20 protein-coding genes are annotated in these 21629 nt (G+C 54.1%); 8 read left to right on the forward strand and 12 right to left on the reverse strand.

The genetic code is table 11. The annotated features are described in order from the left end of the window. Positions 1 to 63: 63 nt before the first annotated feature. The 6 genes from cysK to FJM65_RS13225 all read right to left on the reverse strand — a co-directional run bounded on the left by cysK (position 64) and on the right by FJM65_RS13225 (position 5623). On the reverse strand, positions 64 to 981 hold the full coding sequence (gene cysK, locus FJM65_RS13200) for a cysteine synthase A (protein ID WP_140622002.1): 918 nt from the start codon (positions 979 to 981) through the stop codon (positions 64 to 66). Positions 982 to 996: 15 nt separating this feature from the next. Next, a complete protein-coding gene (gene epsC / locus FJM65_RS13205; RefSeq protein WP_140622003.1) occupies positions 997 to 1830 on the reverse strand; it encodes a serine O-acetyltransferase EpsC in 834 nt (277 codons plus the stop codon). Positions 1831 to 1992: 162 nt separating this feature from the next. Next, entirely contained in the window at positions 1993 to 3150 is a 1158-nt protein-coding gene (locus tag FJM65_RS13210; protein WP_140622004.1) for a hypothetical protein, read from the reverse strand. Between the two features lie 276 nt (positions 3151 to 3426). Next, on the reverse strand, positions 3427 to 4605 hold the full coding sequence (locus FJM65_RS13215) for an MFS transporter (RefSeq protein ID WP_239022947.1): 1179 nt from the start codon (positions 4603 to 4605) through the stop codon (positions 3427 to 3429). A gap of 85 nt (positions 4606 to 4690) precedes the next feature. Next, complete coding sequence (locus FJM65_RS13220; protein WP_140622005.1) at positions 4691 to 5191, reverse strand: hypothetical protein; 501 nt, start codon at positions 5189 to 5191, stop codon at positions 4691 to 4693. A 21-nt stretch (positions 5192 to 5212) separates the two neighbouring features. Next, positions 5213 to 5623, reverse strand: a complete 411-nt coding sequence (locus tag FJM65_RS13225; RefSeq protein ID WP_140622006.1) for a hypothetical protein — start codon at positions 5621 to 5623, stop codon at positions 5213 to 5215. Positions 5624 to 5808: 185 nt separating this feature from the next. Between FJM65_RS13225 and FJM65_RS13230 the strand changes: the two genes are divergently transcribed. Continuing rightward, positions 5809 to 7794, forward strand: coding sequence for a peptidylprolyl isomerase (locus FJM65_RS13230; RefSeq protein ID WP_140622007.1), 1986 nt, complete (start codon positions 5809 to 5811; stop codon positions 7792 to 7794). 25 nt (positions 7795 to 7819) lie between these two features. Then, the gene (locus tag FJM65_RS13235) at positions 7820 to 8239 is read left to right on the forward strand and encodes a VOC family protein (protein ID WP_140622080.1); all 420 of its coding nucleotides are present in this window, start codon (positions 7820 to 7822) and stop codon (positions 8237 to 8239) included. Positions 8240 to 8336: 97 nt separating this feature from the next. On the opposite strand, the gene FJM65_RS13240 is transcribed toward FJM65_RS13235, so the two are convergent. Beyond that, positions 8337 to 8996 (reverse strand): thioredoxin family protein, encoded by a 660-nt coding sequence (locus tag FJM65_RS13240; RefSeq protein ID WP_239022948.1) that lies wholly within the window; start codon positions 8994 to 8996, stop codon positions 8337 to 8339. A 200-nt stretch (positions 8997 to 9196) separates the two neighbouring features. Here FJM65_RS13240 and FJM65_RS13245 point away from each other — a divergent pair, with 200 nt between their 5' ends. Further along, positions 9197 to 10165, forward strand: a complete 969-nt coding sequence (locus FJM65_RS13245; RefSeq protein ID WP_140622008.1) for an NAD-dependent epimerase/dehydratase family protein — start codon at positions 9197 to 9199, stop codon at positions 10163 to 10165. Positions 10166 to 10332: 167 nt separating this feature from the next. On the opposite strand, the gene FJM65_RS13250 is transcribed toward FJM65_RS13245, so the two are convergent. Then, entirely contained in the window at positions 10333 to 11262 is a 930-nt protein-coding gene (locus FJM65_RS13250; protein WP_140622009.1) for a DUF1684 domain-containing protein, read from the reverse strand. A gap of 506 nt (positions 11263 to 11768) precedes the next feature. Further along, on the reverse strand, positions 11769 to 12791 hold the full coding sequence (locus tag FJM65_RS13255) for an AraC family transcriptional regulator (RefSeq protein ID WP_140622010.1): 1023 nt from the start codon (positions 12789 to 12791) through the stop codon (positions 11769 to 11771). 94 nt (positions 12792 to 12885) lie between these two features. On the opposite strand from FJM65_RS13255, the gene FJM65_RS13260 reads away from it, so the two are divergent. The 4 genes from FJM65_RS13260 (at position 12886) to FJM65_RS13275 (ending at position 16068) form a co-directional block, all read left to right on the forward strand. Beyond that, positions 12886 to 13269 carry a DUF6334 family protein gene (locus tag FJM65_RS13260; protein ID WP_140622011.1) on the forward strand — a complete coding sequence of 128 codons (384 nt, stop codon included), beginning with the start codon at positions 12886 to 12888 and terminating at the stop codon, positions 13267 to 13269. Between the two features lie 16 nt (positions 13270 to 13285). After that, the gene (locus FJM65_RS13265; protein ID WP_181163714.1) at positions 13286 to 14698 is read left to right on the forward strand and encodes an alpha/beta hydrolase family protein; all 1413 of its coding nucleotides are present in this window, start codon (positions 13286 to 13288) and stop codon (positions 14696 to 14698) included. 75 nt (positions 14699 to 14773) lie between these two features. Beyond that, a complete protein-coding gene (locus FJM65_RS13270; protein ID WP_140622013.1) occupies positions 14774 to 15349 on the forward strand; it encodes a hypothetical protein in 576 nt (191 codons plus the stop codon). A gap of 317 nt (positions 15350 to 15666) precedes the next feature. After that, on the forward strand, positions 15667 to 16068 hold the full coding sequence (locus FJM65_RS13275; protein ID WP_140622014.1) for an OsmC family protein: 402 nt from the start codon (positions 15667 to 15669) through the stop codon (positions 16066 to 16068). Between the two features lie 69 nt (positions 16069 to 16137). Here the strand turns inward: FJM65_RS13275 and FJM65_RS13280 are convergent, their stop codons facing one another. The 3 genes from FJM65_RS13280 to yidD all read right to left on the reverse strand — a co-directional run bounded on the left by FJM65_RS13280 (position 16138) and on the right by yidD (position 19138). Continuing rightward, entirely contained in the window at positions 16138 to 16833 is a 696-nt protein-coding gene (locus FJM65_RS13280) for an ABC transporter ATP-binding protein (protein WP_140622015.1), read from the reverse strand. A 21-nt stretch (positions 16834 to 16854) separates the two neighbouring features. Beyond that, positions 16855 to 18333, reverse strand: coding sequence for a DUF5687 family protein (locus tag FJM65_RS13285; RefSeq protein ID WP_140622016.1), 1479 nt, complete (start codon positions 18331 to 18333; stop codon positions 16855 to 16857). Positions 18334 to 18916: 583 nt separating this feature from the next. Then, positions 18917 to 19138 carry a membrane protein insertion efficiency factor YidD gene (yidD, locus tag FJM65_RS13290; protein WP_140622017.1) on the reverse strand — a complete coding sequence of 74 codons (222 nt, stop codon included), beginning with the start codon at positions 19136 to 19138 and terminating at the stop codon, positions 18917 to 18919. Positions 19139 to 19219: 81 nt separating this feature from the next. Here yidD and FJM65_RS13295 point away from each other — a divergent pair, with 81 nt between their 5' ends. Then, positions 19220 to 21544, forward strand: a complete 2325-nt coding sequence (locus FJM65_RS13295) for a S46 family peptidase (RefSeq protein ID WP_239022949.1) — start codon at positions 19220 to 19222, stop codon at positions 21542 to 21544. The last annotated feature ends 85 nt before the right edge of the window (positions 21545 to 21629 follow it).

A 21629-nucleotide genomic window follows, 5' to 3' on the forward strand; every position in this document is an offset into this window, starting at 1 on the left:
CTCCTGCCAGGTATAAGTATGGCAGGAGGCTTTTTAAAGGGATGTGTAGCAGGAAGTATAGGCTTACACAAACAGCCCTTCTACAGACAGGTAGCGTTCGCCGGTGTCGTAGCAGAAGGTAAGCACTTTGGCACCCGCCGGAATCTCCTCCTGCAGCTTTTTATTGACTGCCGCCAACGATGCCCCAGAAGAGATGCCCACAAAAATGCCTTCTTCGCGGGCGGCGCGGCGGGCAAAGTCATAGGCTTCATCCTGCTGCACCTGCACTACGCCGTCCAGTATACTTGTATCCATAATCTTCGGTATAAACCCGGCCCCGATGCCTTGCAGCGGGTGCGGCCCCGGCTCTCCACCGCTCAGCACCGCAGAGGCAGTGGGCTCCACAGCGTATACTTTCAGGTTCGGGAACTTGTCTTTCAGCACCCGGGCCACGCCGGTTATATGTCCGCCCGTGCCTACGCCGGTTATCAGGTAATCAAGCCCGTCCGGAAAATCCTCCAGAATCTCCTGCGCCGTCGTCTCGGCGTGCACTTGCACATTGGCCTCGTTGTCGAACTGCATCGGCATCCAGGCTTTTTCGTTTTCCTGCAGTATCTCCTGCGCCCGCTCAATGGCTCCCTTCATCCCCTTCTCGCGCGGCGTCAGCTCCAGGTGGGCGCCATAGGCAGCCATCAGGCGGCGGCGCTCCACCGACATTGACTCCGGCATCACCAGGATCAGGTCATATCCTTTTACGGCTGCCACCATCGCCAGCCCCACGCCTGTATTGCCAGAGGTAGGCTCCACAATCACGCTATCCTGTTTAAGCAGGCCTTTCCGCTCGGCATCTTCTATCATGGCCAGGGCGATGCGGTCTTTTATACTTCCGCCCGGGTTGCTGCGCTCCAGTTTCATCCATACCTCAGCCTCTTCGCCATAAAGTTTGTTGATGCGCACGTGCGGTGTGCCGCCGATGGTGTCAAGTATCGTATTCGCTTTCATTAAGTATAAATCTTATCAGATGGAAAAATTGATCAGGTTTTCTGGCTCGCGGGAGTGGCGCACGTCTATTTGCGGGCGGTGGTACACCCGCGAGTAAGCCGGCACGCTTTCGGTGAGCCATACGTTACCGCCCACAATGCTGTGCGCCCCCACCACCGTATTGCCGCCCAAAATGGTAGCCCCGGCATAAATCACCACATGGTGCTCAATAGTAGGGTGCCGCTTGATGTTGGCCATGGCCTTGTCCACGCTCAGGGCCCCGAGCGTGACGCCCTGGTATACTTTTACATGGTCGCCGATCATGCAGGTTTCCCCTATAACTACACCGGTGCCGTGGTCTATGCAAAAGTGCGAGCCGATTTGCGCCCCCGGATGGATATCGATGCCGGTGCGGGCATGCGCATATTCTGTAAGCACGCGGGGCAGCAACGGCACGCGCAGCTCGTAAAGGGCGTGCGCCATGCGGTACATCGCCACCGCCTTAAACCCGGGGTAAGTGCGGATCACCTCTTCTATACTCCGGGCTGCAGGGTCTCCGGCAAGCAGGGCCTCGGCATCCATCTGCAGCAAGTCGTAAATGTAAGGCAGCTCCAGCATCATCCGCTCCGCCACTTCCTCGGCAGGCAGGGGCAGGTCCGGCTCCATACTTGTCAGGATGCGCATCATGTTTGTCTTGAGCCCGTTGGTATACTCCTCCAACTCCTCCACTCTCTCAAAGCGCACATCGGCGAGCGGCGGGAAGAGCAGCTGCAGCACACCCTCCACCAGTTTGCACATGGCCGAGGCCGGCACCTGGTGCTTTGCCCGCTGGTGGCTCTCAAACAAGGTCTCTAAAAACTGACTGTTCATGATGGTAAAAACGTATGCGGCTCTCGCGTGTTTAACCTTCAACAAAAAAAGGCTGCGTTTGTTATGCGGTTCAAAACAAAGACTAACTCATGCCTCTTCACAAGCAAAAAAAGGAGTCCCGAAGAACTCCTTTTTTTGTTGATTAAACCTTACCCAGCCTGCTTAGTCGCAGTGGCCGGGGCCGATAATGCCGTTGTTATACTTATCCAGCGTGTCGCTGAGAGAGGTGAACTGCTCCCGCAGCTTCTTGTCTTTTTTCCCGATCTGGCTTGGGCTATACTTCTTAAACAGCTCAGTGGCTTTGTTGTAGGCCTCAAGCGCCTCACCGCTCATGCCGGCTCCGGCTGCCAGGTTAAGCGTGGCCGCCGCATACTGATGCGCCAGAATATAGTAGGCGTTGCCTTTGGGCTGCACCAGCAAAACAGTGTAGTATGTCTGCCCCGACAAGAAGAACGGAGCGCTGTAGTAGTCGTCCCAAGTGTTGTCATACTTCTTGTTATTGCTGTCGGCGTGGGTTTTCCAGTAGCCTTGGGTGCGGGTGCAGCCTCCTGTTGCTGGCGGCGTCACTTCCTGCTCGGTGCAGAAAACGATGTTGTCGATGCCGCCTGATCCAACGTTGCCCTCTCCGTCCAGCACCAGTATCAGTTTCTCCACGTTGCTGGTGCCTTTCAGGTCCACGGTTTGTACGCTTCCCTCCTCTTCGTAGGTGGCAAGCGGGAAGTCAACTGTGCCGCCGCCGGCCAGCACCAGGCGCACATAAGACTTGTTTTCCAGCGGCGAAGCGTCTACGTCCACCACATCCACCGATTGCATGGTAACGCTGCCGTCTATCTCCGTAAAGTCCAGCTCCAGAGTGGCGCCCCAGGCGTTATCGTTGGGTTCCGCAATCCGGATCTCGGTTCCGGAAGGGTTATAGGTTCCGTCAGGGTTGGCCGCTATCTGCTGCTGCGTAAACTGATTTGAGATCAAAATTTTTCCTAACCGGGATGCCTGACCAAGGTCGTGAGCGTCATCGCCGGTTGGGTTTGCCGTGTCGTAGATCCTGGCTACGTTATCATCGCCATACACGCCCTCGGCGTTCCTTTTGGTGTTGTGCACCCATACCTTGCCGAATGGTGTGGCGACATGGTCTATAAATGGAAGTTGTTCCGGGTTGTCGGAAGAGTAGGCTTCAAAATCGATAGCGTAGCAGTTTTCGTCCAGCGCATTCTGGGAAGTGCCAGCCATAAATTCAGGGGCGATTTCGTCTGTTTTTTCACAGCCCATCATGGTTAAAGCCAGGCCGCAGCCCAGCAAACTCAGATAAAAGTTGTTTTTCATAGTGAAGGTTTAGTTTGTTAAAAATTTCACAATAGCTGCACCTCCACCGCGGCGGCGGCAAAGTGCAACCGTAAACCTCCATACTTGTTTTGTACTAAAAAAGATACTCCAGCACGATAAAAACCAAGCATTGCCAGCAAAGTATACTCAAAGCATCACAAGCCCCCAAACCCCTCCAGGCATAATAAATTGCACCATTTCTTTAATAAGAAAGGCAGCCAGGGCAATCAAAAGAAAAACAAACAACTGCGATTAATTCTATTCAGAAAGACTCTATCAGGCCGACGCGCTGCGCCGAACCACCAGCACCAAGTATAAAAATGCCAGCATCGACAGCACCGCCCCTGACCAGAACACCAGGGTAAAATTGCTGCTTTGGTTGCCATAGAGCCAGCCGGAGCCCAGCGCCCCCAGCCCAATACCTATTTCCAGGGCAATGTACATTGTAGCCATGGCCCTGCCCCGGTGCTCAGGGAGGCTCAGGTCTATTGTCCAGGCGTAGATGGTGGGTGAGTTCATGCCGGTGGCTACGCCAAACAGCACCCCTGCCAGCAGCAGCCCCCTTACCGTCTCCACCGAGCCGATTACCAGCATGGCAGCGGTCAGCAAGGCGGTGCTCAGGTACAGCACGGTTACGCGCCCATACTTATCCGAGGCACGGCCTGCCAAAAACCGGATGGCCAGCGATGAGAGCGTGAAGGAGGTAAAGAAAAGCCCTTTGTTCTCGATGCCCAGGTGCTCGCTGAAGTCGGGGATGATGGTCAGCACGGTGCCGAAGCTGAAGTAAGTCAGCAGCATGACCACCGAGGGCGCCAGCACCCTTGGCTCCAGCACCTCCTGCCGCGATAGCCGCAGCATACTCCACCGGAATTTCTCCGGCTCCTCCACCGTCTCCTTCATGTGCCAGATCACCGCCACCGACAGGAAAGCGGCCGCCGACGAAGTATAAAACATCACCTCCACCGGAAAGATACTGGCCAGCAGGCCGCCCAGAGCGGGTCCGGCCGCCATTCCCAAACTCCCCGACAGCCCCATCAGCCCCATTGCCTCTCCGCGCCGCTCCAGGGGCACCAGGTCGGCCACATAGGCTGACTTGCCCGTAGGGGTGAAGCCCGTGGAGAAGCCGTGCACGAAGCGCAGCAGCAGAAAAGCCGCCACCGTGCCCACCAAAGGGTACAGAAAACCGCATACCACGCACACCACACTCCCGATCACCATGACCGGCACCCGCCCGATTCTATCGGCGAGTTTGCCGCTAAAGGGCCTGGAAAGCCCCGCCGTAACAGTGAACAAAGCGATGATGAGGCCTTTGTAGTCTTCGCCGCCGAGGCTGGAGAGGTAGCCCGGCAACTCCGGGATGATCATGTTGAAGCTGGAGAAGAAAAGAAAGGAGCTCAGGCAGAGTAGCCCAAACTGTAATCCGTACACGCGCTTTTTCTTTGCTACTGCCATCATTCGTCCTTCGCTTTAGGGCGCAATTTGGCAAAGGATTCCGGGAAGTGCTAGCGCAAGTACGGAAAGGAGCCAAACAAGCGGGGGATTATACTTGCAGGGCAGGCTCTGAGGGAGAAGGCTTTATGCCGTTGATCATGATGCCTTTTTCCAGGCCAGCCAGGTGAATGCTGCGTGCTACGTGGCGGGCAATGTCGGGGCTTTGGATGGCTCCAAGGCGAATTTTCTGGAAGGCGCCGCCTGTCAGCGCAAAGCTGACGTAGTGCTCCGTGATGCGCAGCTCCTGGATGTGCTGCCACTCCACCACCGTTTCGGAGCCGAAGAGCGACACGCGGTAAGCAATGCGCTCTGGCGTCATGGAGAAAAAAGCGTCTTTAAAGCGCAGCACTTCTGTGGCGTACGCTAAGCAAACTGAGCCCGAGAGGACCATCAGGCCACTGGCTGCCGCCCATCCGGGCCGCAGCGCCTCCATCCAGAGCAGCTCGCGCAGCAGGGCGTAGCCGCCGCCCAGCAACAGAAACAGCCCCATTAAAAGCACCGACCGCTTGGTGGCGCGCAGCTGCCTGTTGGGATACAGATTTACATACATAGTGTTCTTGTAGGGGCCTTTTTAGTGAAGTTGAAGATCTTTTTGCCGCACCATCATCTTTACCTGCTCTTTTACCTGTTGTAACATCTCGTCGTTCTGAATACGTTCCAGGCTGATCTCGTGCACCTCCTCGTTCTTCAGCACAAACACCACCTTGAACAGCTCTACCCGCACGGCGTCTACCTCCTCCCAGTCAAACTCGTGCTCGGGCTGCATAAAGCGGGTGCGGTAACGCACACCATGTGCACTCAGCGTGAGGTGCCGGCGGTACTGCGGCTTTCGGTCCAGCCACAGCCTGTACAGGAAAATGGCTGGCACAAACAGGTTTATCAAAAACACCATCACGAGCTCTGTAGAGAATGTTTTGGTGATGGTAAGGTGCAGCAGAAACCCTAATTGCAGAAACATGGCTGCGCCGGCAAGCAGCATCATTCTCTGTTCAGAGCGAGGCTTCAAGGTATAGGCTCCTTCAAAAAGTCTGATACTGATCTCCTGCATTTATACTGCAAATAAATTCTCCGTCTAAAAATATAAAAATCAGTTTATATTTCAAAGCGCTTGCGGCCGCTGCTTTTCGGCACATTTTAGTAAATTGAGCCTTTCTTAACCAAGCTACCATGAAACTACACTATACCTGGCTGCTGGCCCTGGGCACGCTGGCGTCGTGCCAGTACCTGCCCATGCAGCGCAGCACAAGCAACCTGGAGCCCGCCAACAACAAGTTCGGCGATATTACCCTGCAGCAGATTTATACCTTACAGGATGAGCGCAACACTTCCAGTCTGCTGCCTTTCCTGAGCAACCCCAACACCGCTTACCGGCAGCACGCCGCCCTGGCCTTTGCCTCTGTGCAGGACACAGTGGCCCTGCCAGCCTTAGAACATCTACTGGCCGACTCTGTGGCATCTGTGCGCAAGGCCAGCGCCTATGCTTTAGGGCAAACAGGCCACGCGCAGTCGGAGCCGGAGCTTATACTTCAACTGAAATCAGAGCAGGACCCGGAGGTACAGGCCGAGCTGCTGGAGGCACTTGGCAAAGTAGGCACCGCCGCAGGAGCCGAGGTTTTGGCAACCTATCCTGCCAACAGCCCGGAGGCACTGGCCGGACAGGCTTGGGGCATTTACCGGTTAGGGCAGCGGCAGCAGCAAACGCCACAGCTGGTGCAAAAAGCCATCGAGCTGATAGCCCCTACTAACATTTACGAGGCACGCCTGGCGGCGGCACACTTCCTGGCCAGAACCCCCAAGCTGGACCTGACTCCGTTCCGGCAGCCGCTGCTCAATGCCGCCACCTCCGACAAAGCCCCTGAAGTACGCATGGCCATCGCGCAGGCCCTGGGCAAGGTACGCGGCATCGACAAAGCCAGCTTTTTATCCACCATCGCCCAAAGCGACCCTGACTACCGGGTGCGCCTGAACGCCATCCGCTCCATGAACGGGCTGGAGTTTGCCGATATCAAGACAGCCATACTTGCCGGCCTGCAAGATCAGAACATCAACGCCGCCATTGCCACTTCGGAGTTTCTGCTGAGCAACAGCAACGGCGTGCCCGCGCAAACGCTGCTGGAGGTGCTGCCCAACCTGCTCGATGCCCGCGTGCGCAGCAACGTCATTTGGGTGATCCTGAAAAACAGCCAGGTGCAAAACCGCCTGTACTTGAACCCGCGCTACAAGCAGCAGTTCCAGCACGCCCGCACCCCTTACGATAAGGCAAACCTGCTCAAGGCACTGTCCGGCGACATCAGCAACTATAACTTTATTGCAGAGCAGGTTTTTCTGGCCGAGGAGCCCGTGATAGCCACCACGGGTATGGAGGCCCTGATTTTGATGCGCCAGCAACCGGACTTTCCGAGGCGGCTGGAGCCGGCCTTTGCCGACATCTTTAAGCTGGCCATAGGCTCTGGCGATGTGGCGCTGGTGGGCATGGCCGCCGCCGCCATCCGCGACCCCAAGCTAAACCTGCGCAGCCAGTACAGCGACTACAGCTTTTTAACGCAGGCCCAACAGAAACTGCAGCTGCCCCGCGACATGGAAACCAACATTGAGCTGCAGAAGGCCATTGACTATGTAAACGGAAAGCCGGAGAGCGAGACGCCTCAAAACCCTTTTACGCACCCGATAGACTGGGAACTGGTAAAGAACATCAACCCGAACCAGCAGGTACTGCTGCGCACCGAGAAAGGAAGCATTATTCTGCAGCTGTTTGTGGAGGCGGCCCCCGGCTCGGTGGCCAACTTTGTGGAGCTGACGCAGCAGGACTTTTTCGACGGGTTATACTTCCATAGGGTAGTGCCTAACTTTGTGGCCCAGGGCGGCGACAAGCGCGGCGACGGCTGGGGCAGCTCCGACTACTCCATCCGCTCTGAGTTTGCCCCGCTGCACTACTACGAGGGCTACGTGGGCATGGCCTCCGCCGGAAAAGACACCGAAAGCAACCAGTGGTTTATCACCCACTCTCCTACACCGCACCTGGATGGCCGCTACACCATTTTTGCGAAAGTGATTGATGGCATGGACGTTGTGCACCGCCTGGAGGTAGGCGACAAGATAGTGGACGTGGAAGTGCTGGGCTGGCAGCCTTTAGCAGCCAGTGCGGCAGAGTAAAGTATACTTTATACTTGTGAGAAAGATGCAGGAAAAATGGCCGGAAGGATTGCCGGTGGCGCAGGTGCGCATTGCCCGCCCTACCGATAAGTTGCCGGAGGTAGAACGGTTCTATTGCCAGGGCCTGGGCTTGCGCAAACTGGGCGGTTTTGAAAACCATAAGGGCTACGACGGCATCATGCTGGGGCTTCCCGGTTTTCCGTATCACCTGGAGTTTACGCAGCACCCGCATGGCAGCCCCTGCCCCGCCCCCTCCAAAGACAACCTGCTGGTACTCTATGTACCGGATGCCCAGCGTATTAACCGCGTGGCAGAGCGACTGGCGCACATGGGCTACCCTGAGGTGGAACCGGAAAACCAGTACTGGAAAGACAAAGGAGCCACAACTATAGAAGACCCTGACGGCTGGCGCCTCGTGCTGATGCCTACTGCGGGGATCGGGTAAAACAAGAAAGGCTGCCCCTGGTGAGGGCAGCCTTTTTTGATGTATAGATGGTATCAATAACAATGGCGCAGGTTTAGCCTGAACGCCAGCAACGGCATTAAGAACAGCGCACCACATTCAGTTCTGCGGGAGCAGACAGTTCGGCCCAGGTATTGATGAGCTCCTTAAACTCCTGCTGCAGCGCACGGCTCTTGTCCTTGGCATACCAGGCGTGCAGCTTTTCAGCAAACACACTGTAGTCGGCCCCCTGTGCCTTCATGTCCAGGAACAGCTGCTGGGCTGGCTCCGGGCGTGGCCCCCAGGTGCCCAGCACTTCCATCGTGTCGGCATCTAAGGCAATAAGTTTCGGAATCGAACGACCGCCGTCTGTCAGGTAGGCATCCATTATCTCCGGGTTTTCATCGCGCAGCAACAGCTTTACCTCTATCAGCGGCGAGGCATCGGCTATTTTAACAATGGCCGGCAAACACTGCGCCGCGTCGCCACACCAAGCCTCCGTCAGCACGACCCAGGTCATTCTGGTGCGCACGCTCAGCATCATTTCCACCAGTTCATCCTCAAGTATCACTTTCTCCACGCGGCGCATGCGGTGCATGTTCATGCGGGTATACTCTACCATTACTTCAGAATGATTGGTGCCCGTGGTTTTGTGCTCGGCCAGTAGCTTATCGATCATGTCGCGGTACTGGGTATAGCTGATTGCTTTAGAAAGGTGCTCGGGAGTGATTACAGTTTGTGCCATTTGTGTATCTACCATAGTGTTATCAGTGTTGTTAAGAAATATCTCCATAAGTATATATTACAAGTTTAAGGTCCGAATAGTTCCTGCTGCCACTGCTAATGCAGCACGCAAGGCAGCTGGTTTTGCGTCATATGTCAAGTTGTTTGCGGCTTCCGTCAGGCTTGTAACCTGCTAGGCGCTATACCTTTGCTGCATAAACTAAAACATAAACCAACATGGCTACAGGCAATATGAGATTTTTAGTGCTCGGCGGTACAGGCAGCATTGGCTATGCCTTTGCGCAGGAGCTTTTGCGGCACCAGGAGCGGGTAACGCTTCTGGTAAGAAACAGGCAGAAGGCCCAAAAGTTATTTGGCCCTTGCCCTACGCTACAGCTGGTTGAAGGAGACGCACAAAACAGGGATCTGCTAAAGAAGTTGGGAGCAGACGCGACGCACATCTTCCATGGGATTAACTACCCTTACGAGAAGTGGCAAGGCAATATGGAGCGTGTAACGCAAAACGTGTTGGAGGCCGCAGCCATAAACAAAGCTACGATTTTTTTTCCGGGAAACATATATAATTTTGGATTAATTCCGGTCATCACCGAAACCACACCACAAGCACCTACCACCAAAAAGGGCGCTATACGGGTAAAACTGGAGCAGATGCTACGCCAGGCGACAGACCGCGGAGAGTGCCGCATAATCAACCTGCGCATGCCCGACTTTTGGGGCCCAAACGTTATGAATGAGGGAATTGCGCCTGTTTTTAGGGGAGCATTGGCTGGCAAACCCATGCCTTGGCTGTACCGCAACGACATACCGCACCAATTGGTATACACGCCCGATGCCGCAAAGGTATTTTACAAACTAGCAAAACAGCCTCAGCTGCCTGCATACGTCGAATATAACTATGCCGGGGAGGTGGTGCCAAGTATAAAAAAATGGCAGGCGCAGATTGCCGAAATAGCCGGCACCAAACCACAGCATAAACTGTACCCGGGCTGGCTTTTTAAGCTGATGGGGCTGTTCTCTGCCGGCATGCGCGAGATCAGCGAGATGGGCTACCTCTGGCAGCATACCATCCTCCTCAACGACGAGAAGCTACACCAGGTGCTGCCTGGTTTACAGCGCACCTCCATGCAGCAGGCCATCGCCGAGACGCTGCAATGGCACAGGGAGAGTTTGGAGTTTGGGATTTAGAGAGTTGGGGATATTTCTGGCGACGGGCTCCCCTCCTTTGGTAAGCAAGAGCGCGAGCTCAGAGTTTGTAAGCGTAGTAAACATACTAACAAAAGAGGCACAAGCGGACGCTTGCGCCAGAGCCAAAAGCAAATCTTAAATTCTTTAACTCTCTAACTCTCTAACTCCTAATGCTCGCTTTTCTCGCCTGCGGTAACAGCTATGGGCAGGAAGTTCTGCTTTGGCGGCAGCGGACAAGTGGCATAGCCGGTGAAACCGCACGGCGGCGTGTAGGCTTTATTAAAGTCGATGTAGGTCTTGCCGTCCGGGCCGGGCTTCGGAATGTAGAGGTAGCGGCCGGAGCCGTAGGTATCAGTGCCGTTGGTTTTGTCGGCGAAGATGATGAACAGTTCGTCGCCCTCCTCCAGCGCATCGAGGCGGTACTGCTGGCCTTCTTTGGTAAACACAACCGCCCCCGGCGAGGGCTCCTGCGAGGTCTGCCCCAGCACATTGGTAATAGCGACCTGTTTCGGCAAGGGGTTCTGCTCCAGCACGGCCTCCAGCTTCCACTCCGGCTGTACCGGGTAGCGCTCTATGCCAGCAAAGTTCTTGCGTGCCTCATTCTCCGCATCCCACAGCCGCACGCCATACTTGTCGCCGCGCTGTATCACTACCCACTTTAAAGAGCCGTGGCGCATTTGGGCAGGCTGTTCCATCTCCGGCGAGTATACCCTTACCTCCTGCAGCACCGGCTCCCCGTTCAGTGTTATGTCAGCGCCTTTGGCTGGCTGCAGCTTCACTTCATTGCCCTCAAGTATAAATGCTCCCGCCTGCGGCGCTATCTTCCCCGCCGGAAACGCCACGTCATTCCCCGCAGCGCTGCCAAAGCTGTTGCTGCCCGGCTCCAGCCAGTACAGCCCCGCCAGCGCCAACCAGCCGTCCTCTTTCTGCAGGTTTTTCACCCGCTCGGCATGCCATTGGTTTATACTTTCTACATAACCCTCCTCTGCTGAAGCAGCAGCTGTGGGTGTCGTTTCTGTTTCTGCCTCTGTTGGCTTTTGCGAGCAGGAGGAAAGCATAGCCCCGGCAAGGGCGGCGGTAAGGAGTAGCTTTTTCATGGTGTTGAGTGATGTAGCTTTTTGGATGCAGGAACAAAGATATAAACTTATGCGGGCATTTATTATCCAAACAGTTTAACCCACCCCTAGCCCCTCCAAGGAGGGGAATTATTTCTGCACGGCTATTCTCCTCTCAGAAGGCAGGGCCGTTAAGTTCTCCACTCTCTGGCGCGAACCTTCAGATTCGTGGCTTACAAATGATGTTGAGTCTGAGACTCAACTGGCCTGGAGGGACAGGAAAAAGTAAATCATGACTCAAAGATCCCGCAGCATTTCGGGGCATGAACGCTTGCGCCATAGATGGGCTAAAGAAACCGAGTAAGAGGATTCCTGTGGTTTTGTGAATAACCTTCGTTGCAGAAAGGATAACCTAATGCTACTGGCCCACAGGATTCTTTCAGGATGACAAAAGCGGAATGCATTGGCCCTGCCCCCTTCTTTTTGGAGCAAATTCCCCTCATCGGAGGGACTGGGGGTGGGTTTAGGCAGCATCGGCAAAACCAAACTTACGCAGCGGCCATACGTTGGCGGTAGGCAGCCGGGGGCATGCCAGTCCATTTCTTAAAGGAGCGGGAGAAAACGCTGGGCTCAGAGTAGCCTAGCAGGTAGGCAATGTCAGTGATGGTGCTCTGGTTGTCCTGCAAGTGTTTTACGGCAATTTGCTTGCGCACCTCATCCAGCAACAGTTGATAGGCAGTACCTTCGTCTTTTAACCTGCTCTGGAGGCTGCGCACGCTCATGGCCAGGCTGCGGGCCACGCTGGTTATACTTGGCTCCTCCCCCTTCAGCTGGTGCGCGATTTCGTGCTGCACCCGCTCCCGCACGGTTTTCGGCTCGTGTAGCTTTTGCAGGTACTCCTCGGCATACTTCTCAAAGAACAGGTTCAGCTCGGGATTGGCCGTCACCACCGGCAGTTGCAGGTAAGCGGCATCAAATACAAGGCCACTGTAGCTGGCGCCAAACACCAGCTCCGCGCCCGCAAATATCCGCTCGTGCTCTTTTATACTTGGCGGCTCAGGGTAAGCCAGCAGCACCTGTTTATACTTCAGCGTCTGCCCCACCAGCGCCGAGAAAGCATTTTTATAGATCACCAACTCCGAGTCGAGGGCGTTGCGCGGGTGCTGTATGGCCGGACTGTCCACCTGCAGCTTTACCAGCGCCAGCTGCCCCTGCACCTCCAGGCTGGTGCGGATGGCGCCGCAGATAATATCCTGGTACTTGCACAGCTTCCGCAGCGACTTGTGCAAGGTTGGCGCATTCATCATCACGTAGGCAATGGTACCCATGGAGGTCGGGTTTATACTTTCGGCCACATGCAGGGCCAGGTCCGGGTCCTGGGCTACGGCAATGGCGGCGTTCCACAGGTCCTGCACTGTCTCCACCGAGATGCGGGCGTTCACATCCTGCACCAGCCGCTGGTCCAGCCCCACCTGCTGGCAAATGGCCTCTACATCCTGCCCCTTCTGGCGCAGCACATGCAAAAGCAGCCCCACCGATGGTGCACTTAAAGTATGAGTTTCTGGTGTCATTAGCTTAAGGTATAAATCCCTGTAAAAATAATAAACCGCTTGCTTAGGTGCAGCTATAGTTTGGCAAAGTATAATTTTCTACCTTAGAAAGGAAATGGATATACCCACAGATTTAGAAGCCCTGGCCGGAAAAGATGTGACACAAGCCCTTGCCCTGCACGACCTGGCGTATGGCTGGCTGCAGCAGGTGCTGTTTCGGGTGGAGGACGTATGGCTGGCGGTGCGCGTGAACGAGGATACAGACGAAATCATACTTACCATACTTCCGGAGCTGGATGTTGCGGTGCTGGAGCGGCAGTTCAGCTTCTCGCAAATCTCCAACCAGCGCAAGAAATTAAACTGGCTCTGGCGCATGACTAACCAACATGGTTACGAGGACGGTTTCCAGCTGGCCTTTGACGATGCAGAGGGGACCAATGTGCAGCTGCTGGCGGAGGCATCGCAGCTACAGCTGCATATTTTTCAGAGATATCGCTAAAATCATACTTATAACGATGTACAAGCACCTACTCCCGCTTCTGCTGTTACTCTTGGCCTTTACAGCCACGGCACAGCAAACGCCCCAAGTTGCCGGCGACTGGAACGGCTCGCTGAAAGTGATGGGCACAGAGCTTCCGCTTATCTTCCACATCAGCGCGGCTGAAAACGGCACGCTCTCCGCCACCATGGACAGCCCCAGGCAAGGTGCCACCGGCATACCGGTGCAGCAGGTACGGCAGGTGCAGGACAGCCTGTTCATCGACTTGAAAAACCTTAACGCGGCTTACGTAGGCAAACTGGTAGATGCCGAAACACTGGACGGGCAGTGGCAGCAGGGCGGCCAAAGCTTTGCGCTACAACTAAAGAAAGGTAGCGCCGCCGAGGCCATGAAGCGCCCGCAGACGCCCAAAGAACCATACCCTTACCGGAGCACTGAGGTAACAGTAGAGAATAAGGCGGCTGGCATTAAGCTGGTGGGTACGCTTACAATTCCGCCAGTCAAAGGTCCTCCTGGTCCTGCCGTGCTGCTACTCACCGGCTCCGGCCCCCAGGACCGCGACCAGACTATTATGGGGCACAAGCCGTTCCTGGTTTTGGCCGATTACCTCACCCGCCAGGGCTTTGCCGTGCTGCGCCTCGACGACCGCGGCACCGGGAAATCGGGCGGTAACTTTGCCACCTCCACCACCGGGGATTTCGCCTCTGATGCCGAGGCCGCTTACAATTACCTCCGCAACCATAGCGGCATCAACAAGAAAAAGGTTGGTTTGCTGGGCCACAGTGAGGGTGCCCTAATTGCCGCCAAAGTAGCCGCAGCCAACCCAAATGTGGCCTTTGTGGTGCTGATGGCAGGCAACGCCGTGCCGGGCACCGAGTTGCTGGTGGCGCAGAACAAAGCCCTGCTAGAGAGTGCCGGCGTGCCGCAGGAGCAGCTGCAGAAATACCTGGCGTTACGCGAGGCCCAGTTTAAAGTAGCTGCCACCGAAAAAGACGCAAGCAAAGCCGCCGACCAGATACGCCGCTTGGAACAGGAGGCAAAAGCAAGTATGACTCCGCTGGAGCAGCAGCAACTGGGACTCACCGACAAAGCCGAAGAAACGATTGTGGCCCAACTTAGCTCGCCGTGGATGCGCTACTACCTGGCCTACGACCCCGCCCCTGCGCTGCAAAAGCTAAAGATGCCTGTACTAGCCCTCAACGGCACCAAAGACCTGCAGGTGCCTTTCCAGCAGAACCTGCCTGCCACCGAAAAAGCCCTCAAAGCCGGCGGCAATAAAAAGTATACAATACAGGAAATGCCCAACCTTAACCACCTCTTCCAGACAGCCAAAACCGGCTCGCCGGCAGAATACGGGCAGTTGGAAGAAACCTTCGCCCCAGCCGCGCTGGAGGTAATCAGTGAGTGGATGAAGCGGGTGGTGAGGTAGGAAGGGGATATATTAGTGCTTTAATGAATACCTGGTGGTACTATTAAAATCTAGAAAATAAAAATTCACTCTAAGGTGTTGATAATCATAGTTTTACTAATAACGCTATCTGCATTTGTTTTTCAACAGCAAGAAAAAGGTGAGAAAATAAGGTATCATGAAATTGATATAACTGCCTCATCCATAAACCTTATTAAATGGGATATAAAAGACACTTCTAATACCGCTTTTGTGCAGGAAGTAATAGATGCAAAAGGGCGAACTGAAGAGCTGCGATTTTATGATTCAGCGCACCGACTTACCTATACAGGCTCTGGGTTTTACGGTGGGCCTATCATCAGGTATGACTATGAAGAGAATAAGATTACGGAAACATTCTTTAGTGACGAAAATGAAATTGCCCATGACTTTAGCACTTCAGAGGTACCTTTTCGGTTTATTTACCACCTGAATAAATCTAATCAAATAACACATATAGAGACAAAGTATAAGCTAGAGTTTGACTGGACAAACGAAAGCCTTAATGAGACTATAAAACTCCTTAAACTCTATAAACAGTATACACCTGAAGAGTTTGATCTGAAAGAAGTGTTTGGTTACGGGTTTGCTTCTGCAAAACTCAATGGAGTCAACCCAAAGTTGTTGAAATAAGACTCGGTTGGCACAGGTTGCAATACTATAGCTCTTTCAGCTCGCACCAGTAAGAAACTACATTATTTCACAGATCATACTTACAAGTATGAGGAGCAGGCATTTGGGAAGGAACTTACCACACAGACTATCATTGACAGGCTGTGGACAGTTAATTGCCTAGCGACCTGCCCCGATGTAAGCTTGGGCAGCCACTCGACTATTGGAGCGAGAAGTATGAACCTATAGAAATTCCTACCAGTAAGTTTGCCGCAAGTCACTCTTGCAATGTTATAGGTATTTAGAAGAAGATTTAACCCACTCAACTTTCGTTTACCATGACCATAGCCGCTACTATCAAGAATGCTTATCAGCAGCATGAGGCTACTGTCTCCACTAACGGCAACGGCAGGCAGGTTACCATACCCGGAAAACCGGAAGGCTATGGCTCGGCGGTAAACGGCGGCGAGCTGCTGTTCCTGGCGCTGGCCACCTGCTTCTGCAACGATGTGTACCGGGAGGCAGCTCGTAGAAACATGGCCATCAGCCTGGTAGAAGTAACAGTTACCGGCGAGTTTGGTCAGGAAGGAGAACCGGCCTCCAACATTACCTATCAAGCAAACATCCAGGCACCAAACCACTCGCAGCAGGAAATAGCATCTCTCATCCGGCACGTAGACCAGGTAGCCGAGGTGCACAACACGCTGCGCAAAGGTGTGGATGTTACTCTGAAAGTATAAAAGGATGGTGCTGGTACAAACTGTACGTCCGCACCAGCGCCATCCTTGTAAAGTATAAGGCCGCAGCCGCTACACCGTAAAGTATGTCTCCAGCTCTTGCAGCGTGTTTTCGTTGGTTTGCATGTCCTGCACCAGCTGGCCTTTCTCCAGGATCAGGATGCGCTCGCATACTTCGATGACGTGGCTCAGGTCGTGGCTGGAGATAAGCATGGTCATGCGCTTCTGCTCGCATAAGGTGCGCAGCAGGTGCTTCAGGCGGATCTGGGAACTGGGGTCGAGGTTGGCGAAAGGCTCGTCCAGGATCAGCAGCTCCGGGTTTGAGAGGGCGGCAGCGGCAATGCCGATCTTCTTCTGGTTTCCTTTCGAGAAGTCGCGGATATACTTGCGCTGGTTCAGGATCTCGCCGTTAAACAGGTCCATGAACGGCAACAGGCGCTCGGTGATGTCACCGTCTGAGAGGCCGTGCAGGCCGCCGATGAACTTGAAGTACTCCTCCGTGGTCAGGTAGTCGATCAGAAAGCCTTCGTCTAAATATGAACCCGTGTATACTTTCCAGTCCTCCTGCTGCGCCACGTTCTCGCCCTTAGAGTAAACTTTGCCTTTGCTCGGCCGGATCAGGTCCAGGATCATGCGGAAGAGCGTTGTTTTGCCCGCGCCGTTATTGCCTACCAGCCCCACCGATTCGCCTGCAGCTATACTTAATTCAGGTACATTAACTACTGTCGTGCCGTTATATACTTTCTGTAGATTATTGATTGTTAACATGGTTCTAAGTTTTAAGGTGGATTAAGAGGAATGGCGGTAGCCCGTAGCCAGTTTATACTTGTTCTCGCTAAACCGACTGGCAGACCACTGCAGCAGTTGTTTCTGAAAGATGATTCCCAGCAGGCCAAGCCCCCCGATAGCAGCAACCCCCATGTAAGGCACGCCCAGCAGCCCGAAGGGAAGGTAAATCAGGATCGGCAGCACCATGGTCGGAAGAATCATCACAAATTTAGAGGCTCCTACGCCCTGCCAGTTAAAGGTAGCGCTCTTGCTCAGGTCCAGCCGTTCTTTGTTGTACACCGAGAAGAAGAAGATCACATATATGTTCACGCCAATATTAAACAGCAGCGTGGCCGTATTTATCAGGATGATCTTGTACCCGAAAAATCCGTAAGGCAGCGTCAGGATGTAAGCCAGCACCATGACAGGCACCATCATCCAGTACTTGGCCCTGTAAAACTGGTACGGCGAAATACGCAGTGTAAGCAGGCCATCGAAATGTGCACTCTGCCAGCCCGGCAAAAACTGCCCGTAGTTAAACATCGGCATCCCGGAGAGCATAATGCCGACAAAAATCAAATATCCGAAACCCTCCAGATACCTGTCATTTTTGTAAAAGAGAAGGCCATAGAACAGGAAGAAGACCGATATAGCCAGGATGGATTTGGTGCGCTTGTGTCGCCAGATCAGCTTCAGCTCCAGCTCAATCAGTTTCCCGATCTCCCCGAAGCGGTTCAGGAAAGCGATATTTGCCCCTGTCGCTTCTGAAGCTTTGCGCACCTTCAGCTCTTCCGGGTAAGTATGGGATTTCAGGAATTGATAATTAAGCAGGTAGGCCGCTACCATTAAAAGCATGGGCACTGCCACCAGCGCCGGCTGCGCCGCCATGGCTCCGAATATAGCCTTAGACACCAACTGCAGCTGCACCAACCCGAAATAGTCGAGCAACATCAGCAGTACGATGGCCACCCCAAAGCTCAATGTATAAAGTGGCTTGGTGCTTATCTGCCGTTTAAAGTATAACAGCAGGTAATTGTTAAGCAAGGTCATGGCAATAAGCGAAAGCAACCAGGCCGTTGCTGCCCCCTGGCCTATTGCAGGCACCACCGCCGACACCATAAAAGGCACGATCAGCAGGAACGGCAGCAGGTTAAAGAAACTCGGGATCGACTTTACCAGCAGGTAGTGCACCAGCTTGTTCTTTTTAATTGGCAGGTGCAAGTAGGGCTGCACCGCCAGCACAGGCAAGTCCTGCAGCAAAAACCGGAAGAACAGGTCGATGAGGAAATAATATACCAGCCCGCTGTTGAAGGTAGCCAGCACATCCTGCCCCGGAAAAAGATTAAGCAGAATTTTATGGAGAAAGAAGCCCAGGAATAGAAAGATGCTGCCAAAGTATAAGATCAGCAGGCCAAGTATAATATTTAGCGCAACGCTTTTCTTAAAAACAGAAGACCGCAGTTCAGATTTCCACTGGTGAGAGAGTAGCGTTTGAATCATAGCGTTTTCTTAGGTAAGTATATGCTTTTCTAAATATGCTCAGAAAAGGGCAAACGCTCAAGCCGGGAGCACACTCTTTAGACTAACTGCAGGATATCTTATACTTACCCGGAAGAACTGCCGATGAAAAATAAGCGTCAGGATAGTTGCTGATGTAAGTCGGGTCCAACCACCCCTGCCCCTCCTTGTCTAAGGAGGGGAGCTCTGTTTTAGCTTCGTCAGCTGTGGCTACCTAAAAATGATCCCAGCCTTTGGGTTGAGCGCCTTGTGCATGTTGCGGTGCCGCGGATGCGGCAGCCGGAGCAGAGCGGAGGCAGCTTCAGGCACACAGCGCGATGCCCGAAGGCGAGGCCACCCGGCCTGGAGGGCACCAAATTCGGAGATGGAAAAGGCCGCTTGTAAGGCTGAGGATGAACAGTAACTATAAAGAATAGCTTGTGTCAAATTGAAGGATGCAGTAGCAAAGTACAAAGATGCCAGGGCCAGTTAAGGCAGGAAGCGGCGGCATAGCGCGGCACAAGCGGACGCTTGCGCCATGGAAAGTATAAAGTATAGCTCAAGTATAAAAGACACAGAGGCCACCCTACTTCACCGGATCATACCCGCTTCCGCCCCAGGGATGGCAACGGCCGATGCGCCTGAGGGCCATCCACCCGCCTTTAAACGGGCCATACTTGTTCACGGCGTCCACGGCGTACTGCGAGCAGGTGGGGGTGTAGCGGCAGGCGGCCGGCGTCAGCGGCGAAATCATATGCTGGTATACCCACACCAGCGCCAGCACCAACTTCTTTAAGATCCAGGTCATGGTTTGGTTTTTGTAACAAATAGGCAAAAGGTGGCACATTTTGTTAAATTTGCCACTGTTTAACTAATCAAACAATTTCTCATGCTAAAAAGAATCCTTTCCCTACTACTTTTAGTCTCCCTGAGCGTGCCCTTCGCCGCAAAGGCAGACGAAGGTATGTGGCTTCCGATGCTCATCAAGCGTCTGAACTACACCGATATGCAGAAGCAGGGGCTCCAGCTGACAGCTGAGGAGATTTACTCTGTGAACAACTCCAGCCTGAAAGACGCCATCGTGCAGTTTGGCGGCTTCTGTACCGGCGAGTTCGTTTCGCCCGAGGGCCTGCTGCTCACCAACCACCACTGCGGCTATGGCTCTATCCAGTCGCACTCCACCACCGAGCACGACTACCTGACCGATGGTTTCTGGGCCACTTCTAAAGACCAGGAGCTTCCGAACGAAGGCCTGTTTGTGGACATCCTGCACCACATGGACGATGTGACCGGCAAAGTGCTGGAAGGCATTGACAACAACACACCGGAAGAGCAGCGCCAGCAGCTGATTGCGCAGCGCGCCCAGGCCATCGCCCAAGAGGCCTCCGAAAACGGCAAGTATGTCACCTATGTGCGCGATTTCTTCAACGGCAACGAGTTCTACCTCTTCGTGTACAACCGCTACACCGATGTGCGCCTGGTAGGCGCCCCGCCTTCCTCTATCGGTAAGTTTGGTGGCGACACCGACAACTGGATGTGGCCACGCCACACCGGCGACTTCTCTATGTTCCGCGTGTATACTGCTCCGGACGGATCTGCGGCCGAGTACAGCAAAGAGAACGTGCCTTACAAGCCAAAGCACCACCTGCCTATCAACATCGGCGATAAAGAGCCAGGCGACTTCTCGATGGTATTCGGCTTCCCGGGCCGTACCAAGCGCTTCATGACCTCGCATGGCCTGAAACTGGAGGTAAACCAGCTCAACAAGTCGCGCATTAAACTGCGTGAGAAAAAACTGGGCCTTTGGAAAGAAGAGATGGACAAGGACGATGCCACCCGCATCAAGTATGCGTCCAAGTATGCCTCTACGTCTAACTACTATAAATACTCTATCGGCCAGAACGAAGGTATCAAGCGCATGCGCACCATCGAAGGCAAGCTGGTGGACGAAGATAAGTTCCAGGCCTGGGCCAACTCTTCGCCTGAGCTGAAGAGCACTTACGGCAACGTTTTGAATGACATCTCCGATGCCTATACTACTATTGAGAAGTATAACCTGGGCGCAGTTTACCTGAACGAGGCCGTGCTGGGCACGGAGTCTATGCTGATGGCTTACCGCCTGACGCCTGTGTATGGCGCCCTGAAGTCTGGCAACGCAGCCGCTGCCAAGAAAGCCGCTGAAGACGTGAAACCGCGTGTAGATGCCTTCTTCAAAGACTACTACAAGCCAGTTGACCAGAAAGTGTTTGCCACACTGATGCAGTCTTACTACGAGGATATCGCCAAAGACCAGCAGCCAGCTTACTTTAAGGACCTGGTGAAGAAGTATAAAGGCAACTTTGAGAAACTGGCCGACTACGTCTACAGCAACTCCATTGTGGTAGATGCCCAGAAACTGAACAACTTCCTGAGCAACCCGACCCAGAAAGTGCTTGACAATGACCCTGCTTTCCAGATCGTGAACGCCATCATCGACAACTACAGAAGCAACATCTCTCCTAAACTGCAGGAGAGCGAGGCCAAGCTGGCCAAAGCCAACCGCCTGTATGTAGCCGGCCTGCGCCTGATGAACCCGGACAAAGTATACTACCCGGATGCGAACTCTACGATCCGCCTGAGCTACGGCTCTGTGCAGGACTACAGCCCACAGGATGGCGTGATGTATAACTACTACACTACCCTGGACGGCGTGATGGCCAAGGAAGACCCGAACAACGAGGAATTTGTGGTGCCTGCCAAACTAAAACAACTCTATGAGGCTAAGGACTACGGCCGCTACGCCAACTCCAAAGGCGAGCTGGTAACGGACTTCATCACCAACAACGACATCACAGGCGGTAACTCCGGTTCTCCGGTGATCAACGGTAAGGGCGAGCTAATCGGCCTGGCCTTCGACGGCAACTGGGAAGCCATGACCGGCGACCTGGTGTTTGACCCGGACTACAAGCGCTGCATCAACATGGATTCGCGCTACCTGCTGTTCCTGATCGACAAGTATGCAGGCGCTACCAACCTGATCAACGAGATGACCATTGTTGACACTGACAGCCCAGGTGCTGGCGACGCAGCCAAGGCAGAAGCAGAAACGCCGCAGGCCGAGCTGCTGAACGCCGTGCTGGAGGAAGCCAAGCAGAACTTGCAGAAAGGCAAAGACGAATTCAAGATCACGAAAGAAAAAGGCGACGTGAAGGTAAAACTTCAGGTGAAAGACTAAAGGTCCGCTTTTTTTAAAATATAGCACCGGCGCTGAGGGTACTCAGCGCCGGTTTTGTTTTATACTTCTGGCAGTGATGCCCGCT

This window comes from Pontibacter mangrovi, from assembly GCF_006385705.1.
Lineage (GTDB): Bacteria > Bacteroidota > Bacteroidia > Cytophagales > Hymenobacteraceae > Pontibacter > Pontibacter mangrovi.

Bases quoted from the DNA above. Each gene is read 5' to 3' on its own strand.
- epsC (WP_140622003.1), bottom strand. From the start codon at position 1,830: ATGAACAGTCAGTTTTTAGAGACCTTGTTTGAGAGCCACCAGCGGGCA.
- FJM65_RS13295 (WP_239022949.1), top strand. From the start codon at position 19,220: ATGCTAAAAAGAATCCTTTCCCTACTACTTTTAGTCTCCCTGAGCGTG.
- FJM65_RS13250 (WP_140622009.1), bottom strand. From the start codon at position 11,262: ATGAAAAAGCTACTCCTTACCGCCGCCCTTGCCGGGGCTATGCTTTCC.
- FJM65_RS13280 (WP_140622015.1), bottom strand. From the start codon at position 16,833: ATGTTAACAATCAATAATCTACAGAAAGTATATAACGGCACGACAGTA.
- FJM65_RS13225 (WP_140622006.1), bottom strand. From the start codon at position 5,623: ATGATGCTGCTTGCCGGCGCAGCCATGTTTCTGCAATTAGGGTTTCTG.
- FJM65_RS13245 (WP_140622008.1), top strand. From the start codon at position 9,197: ATGGCTACAGGCAATATGAGATTTTTAGTGCTCGGCGGTACAGGCAGC.
- FJM65_RS13210 (WP_140622004.1), bottom strand. From the start codon at position 3,150: ATGAAAAACAACTTTTATCTGAGTTTGCTGGGCTGCGGCCTGGCTTTA.
- FJM65_RS13255 (WP_140622010.1), bottom strand. From the start codon at position 12,791: ATGACACCAGAAACTCATACTTTAAGTGCACCATCGGTGGGGCTGCTT.
- yidD (WP_140622017.1), bottom strand. From the start codon at position 19,138: ATGACCTGGATCTTAAAGAAGTTGGTGCTGGCGCTGGTGTGGGTATAC.
- FJM65_RS13215 (WP_239022947.1), bottom strand. From the start codon at position 4,605: ATGATGGCAGTAGCAAAGAAAAAGCGCGTGTACGGATTACAGTTTGGG.
- FJM65_RS13240 (WP_239022948.1), bottom strand. From the start codon at position 8,996: ATGGTAGATACACAAATGGCACAAACTGTAATCACTCCCGAGCACCTT.
- FJM65_RS13285 (WP_140622016.1), bottom strand. From the start codon at position 18,333: ATGATTCAAACGCTACTCTCTCACCAGTGGAAATCTGAACTGCGGTCT.
- FJM65_RS13235 (WP_140622080.1), top strand. From the start codon at position 7,820: ATGCAGGAAAAATGGCCGGAAGGATTGCCGGTGGCGCAGGTGCGCATT.
- FJM65_RS13230 (WP_140622007.1), top strand. From the start codon at position 5,809: ATGAAACTACACTATACCTGGCTGCTGGCCCTGGGCACGCTGGCGTCG.
- FJM65_RS13275 (WP_140622014.1), top strand. From the start codon at position 15,667: ATGACCATAGCCGCTACTATCAAGAATGCTTATCAGCAGCATGAGGCT.
- FJM65_RS13260 (WP_140622011.1), top strand. From the start codon at position 12,886: ATGGATATACCCACAGATTTAGAAGCCCTGGCCGGAAAAGATGTGACA.
- cysK (WP_140622002.1), bottom strand. From the start codon at position 981: ATGAAAGCGAATACGATACTTGACACCATCGGCGGCACACCGCACGTG.
- FJM65_RS13265 (WP_181163714.1), top strand. From the start codon at position 13,286: ATGTACAAGCACCTACTCCCGCTTCTGCTGTTACTCTTGGCCTTTACA.
- FJM65_RS13220 (WP_140622005.1), bottom strand. From the start codon at position 5,191: ATGTATGTAAATCTGTATCCCAACAGGCAGCTGCGCGCCACCAAGCGG.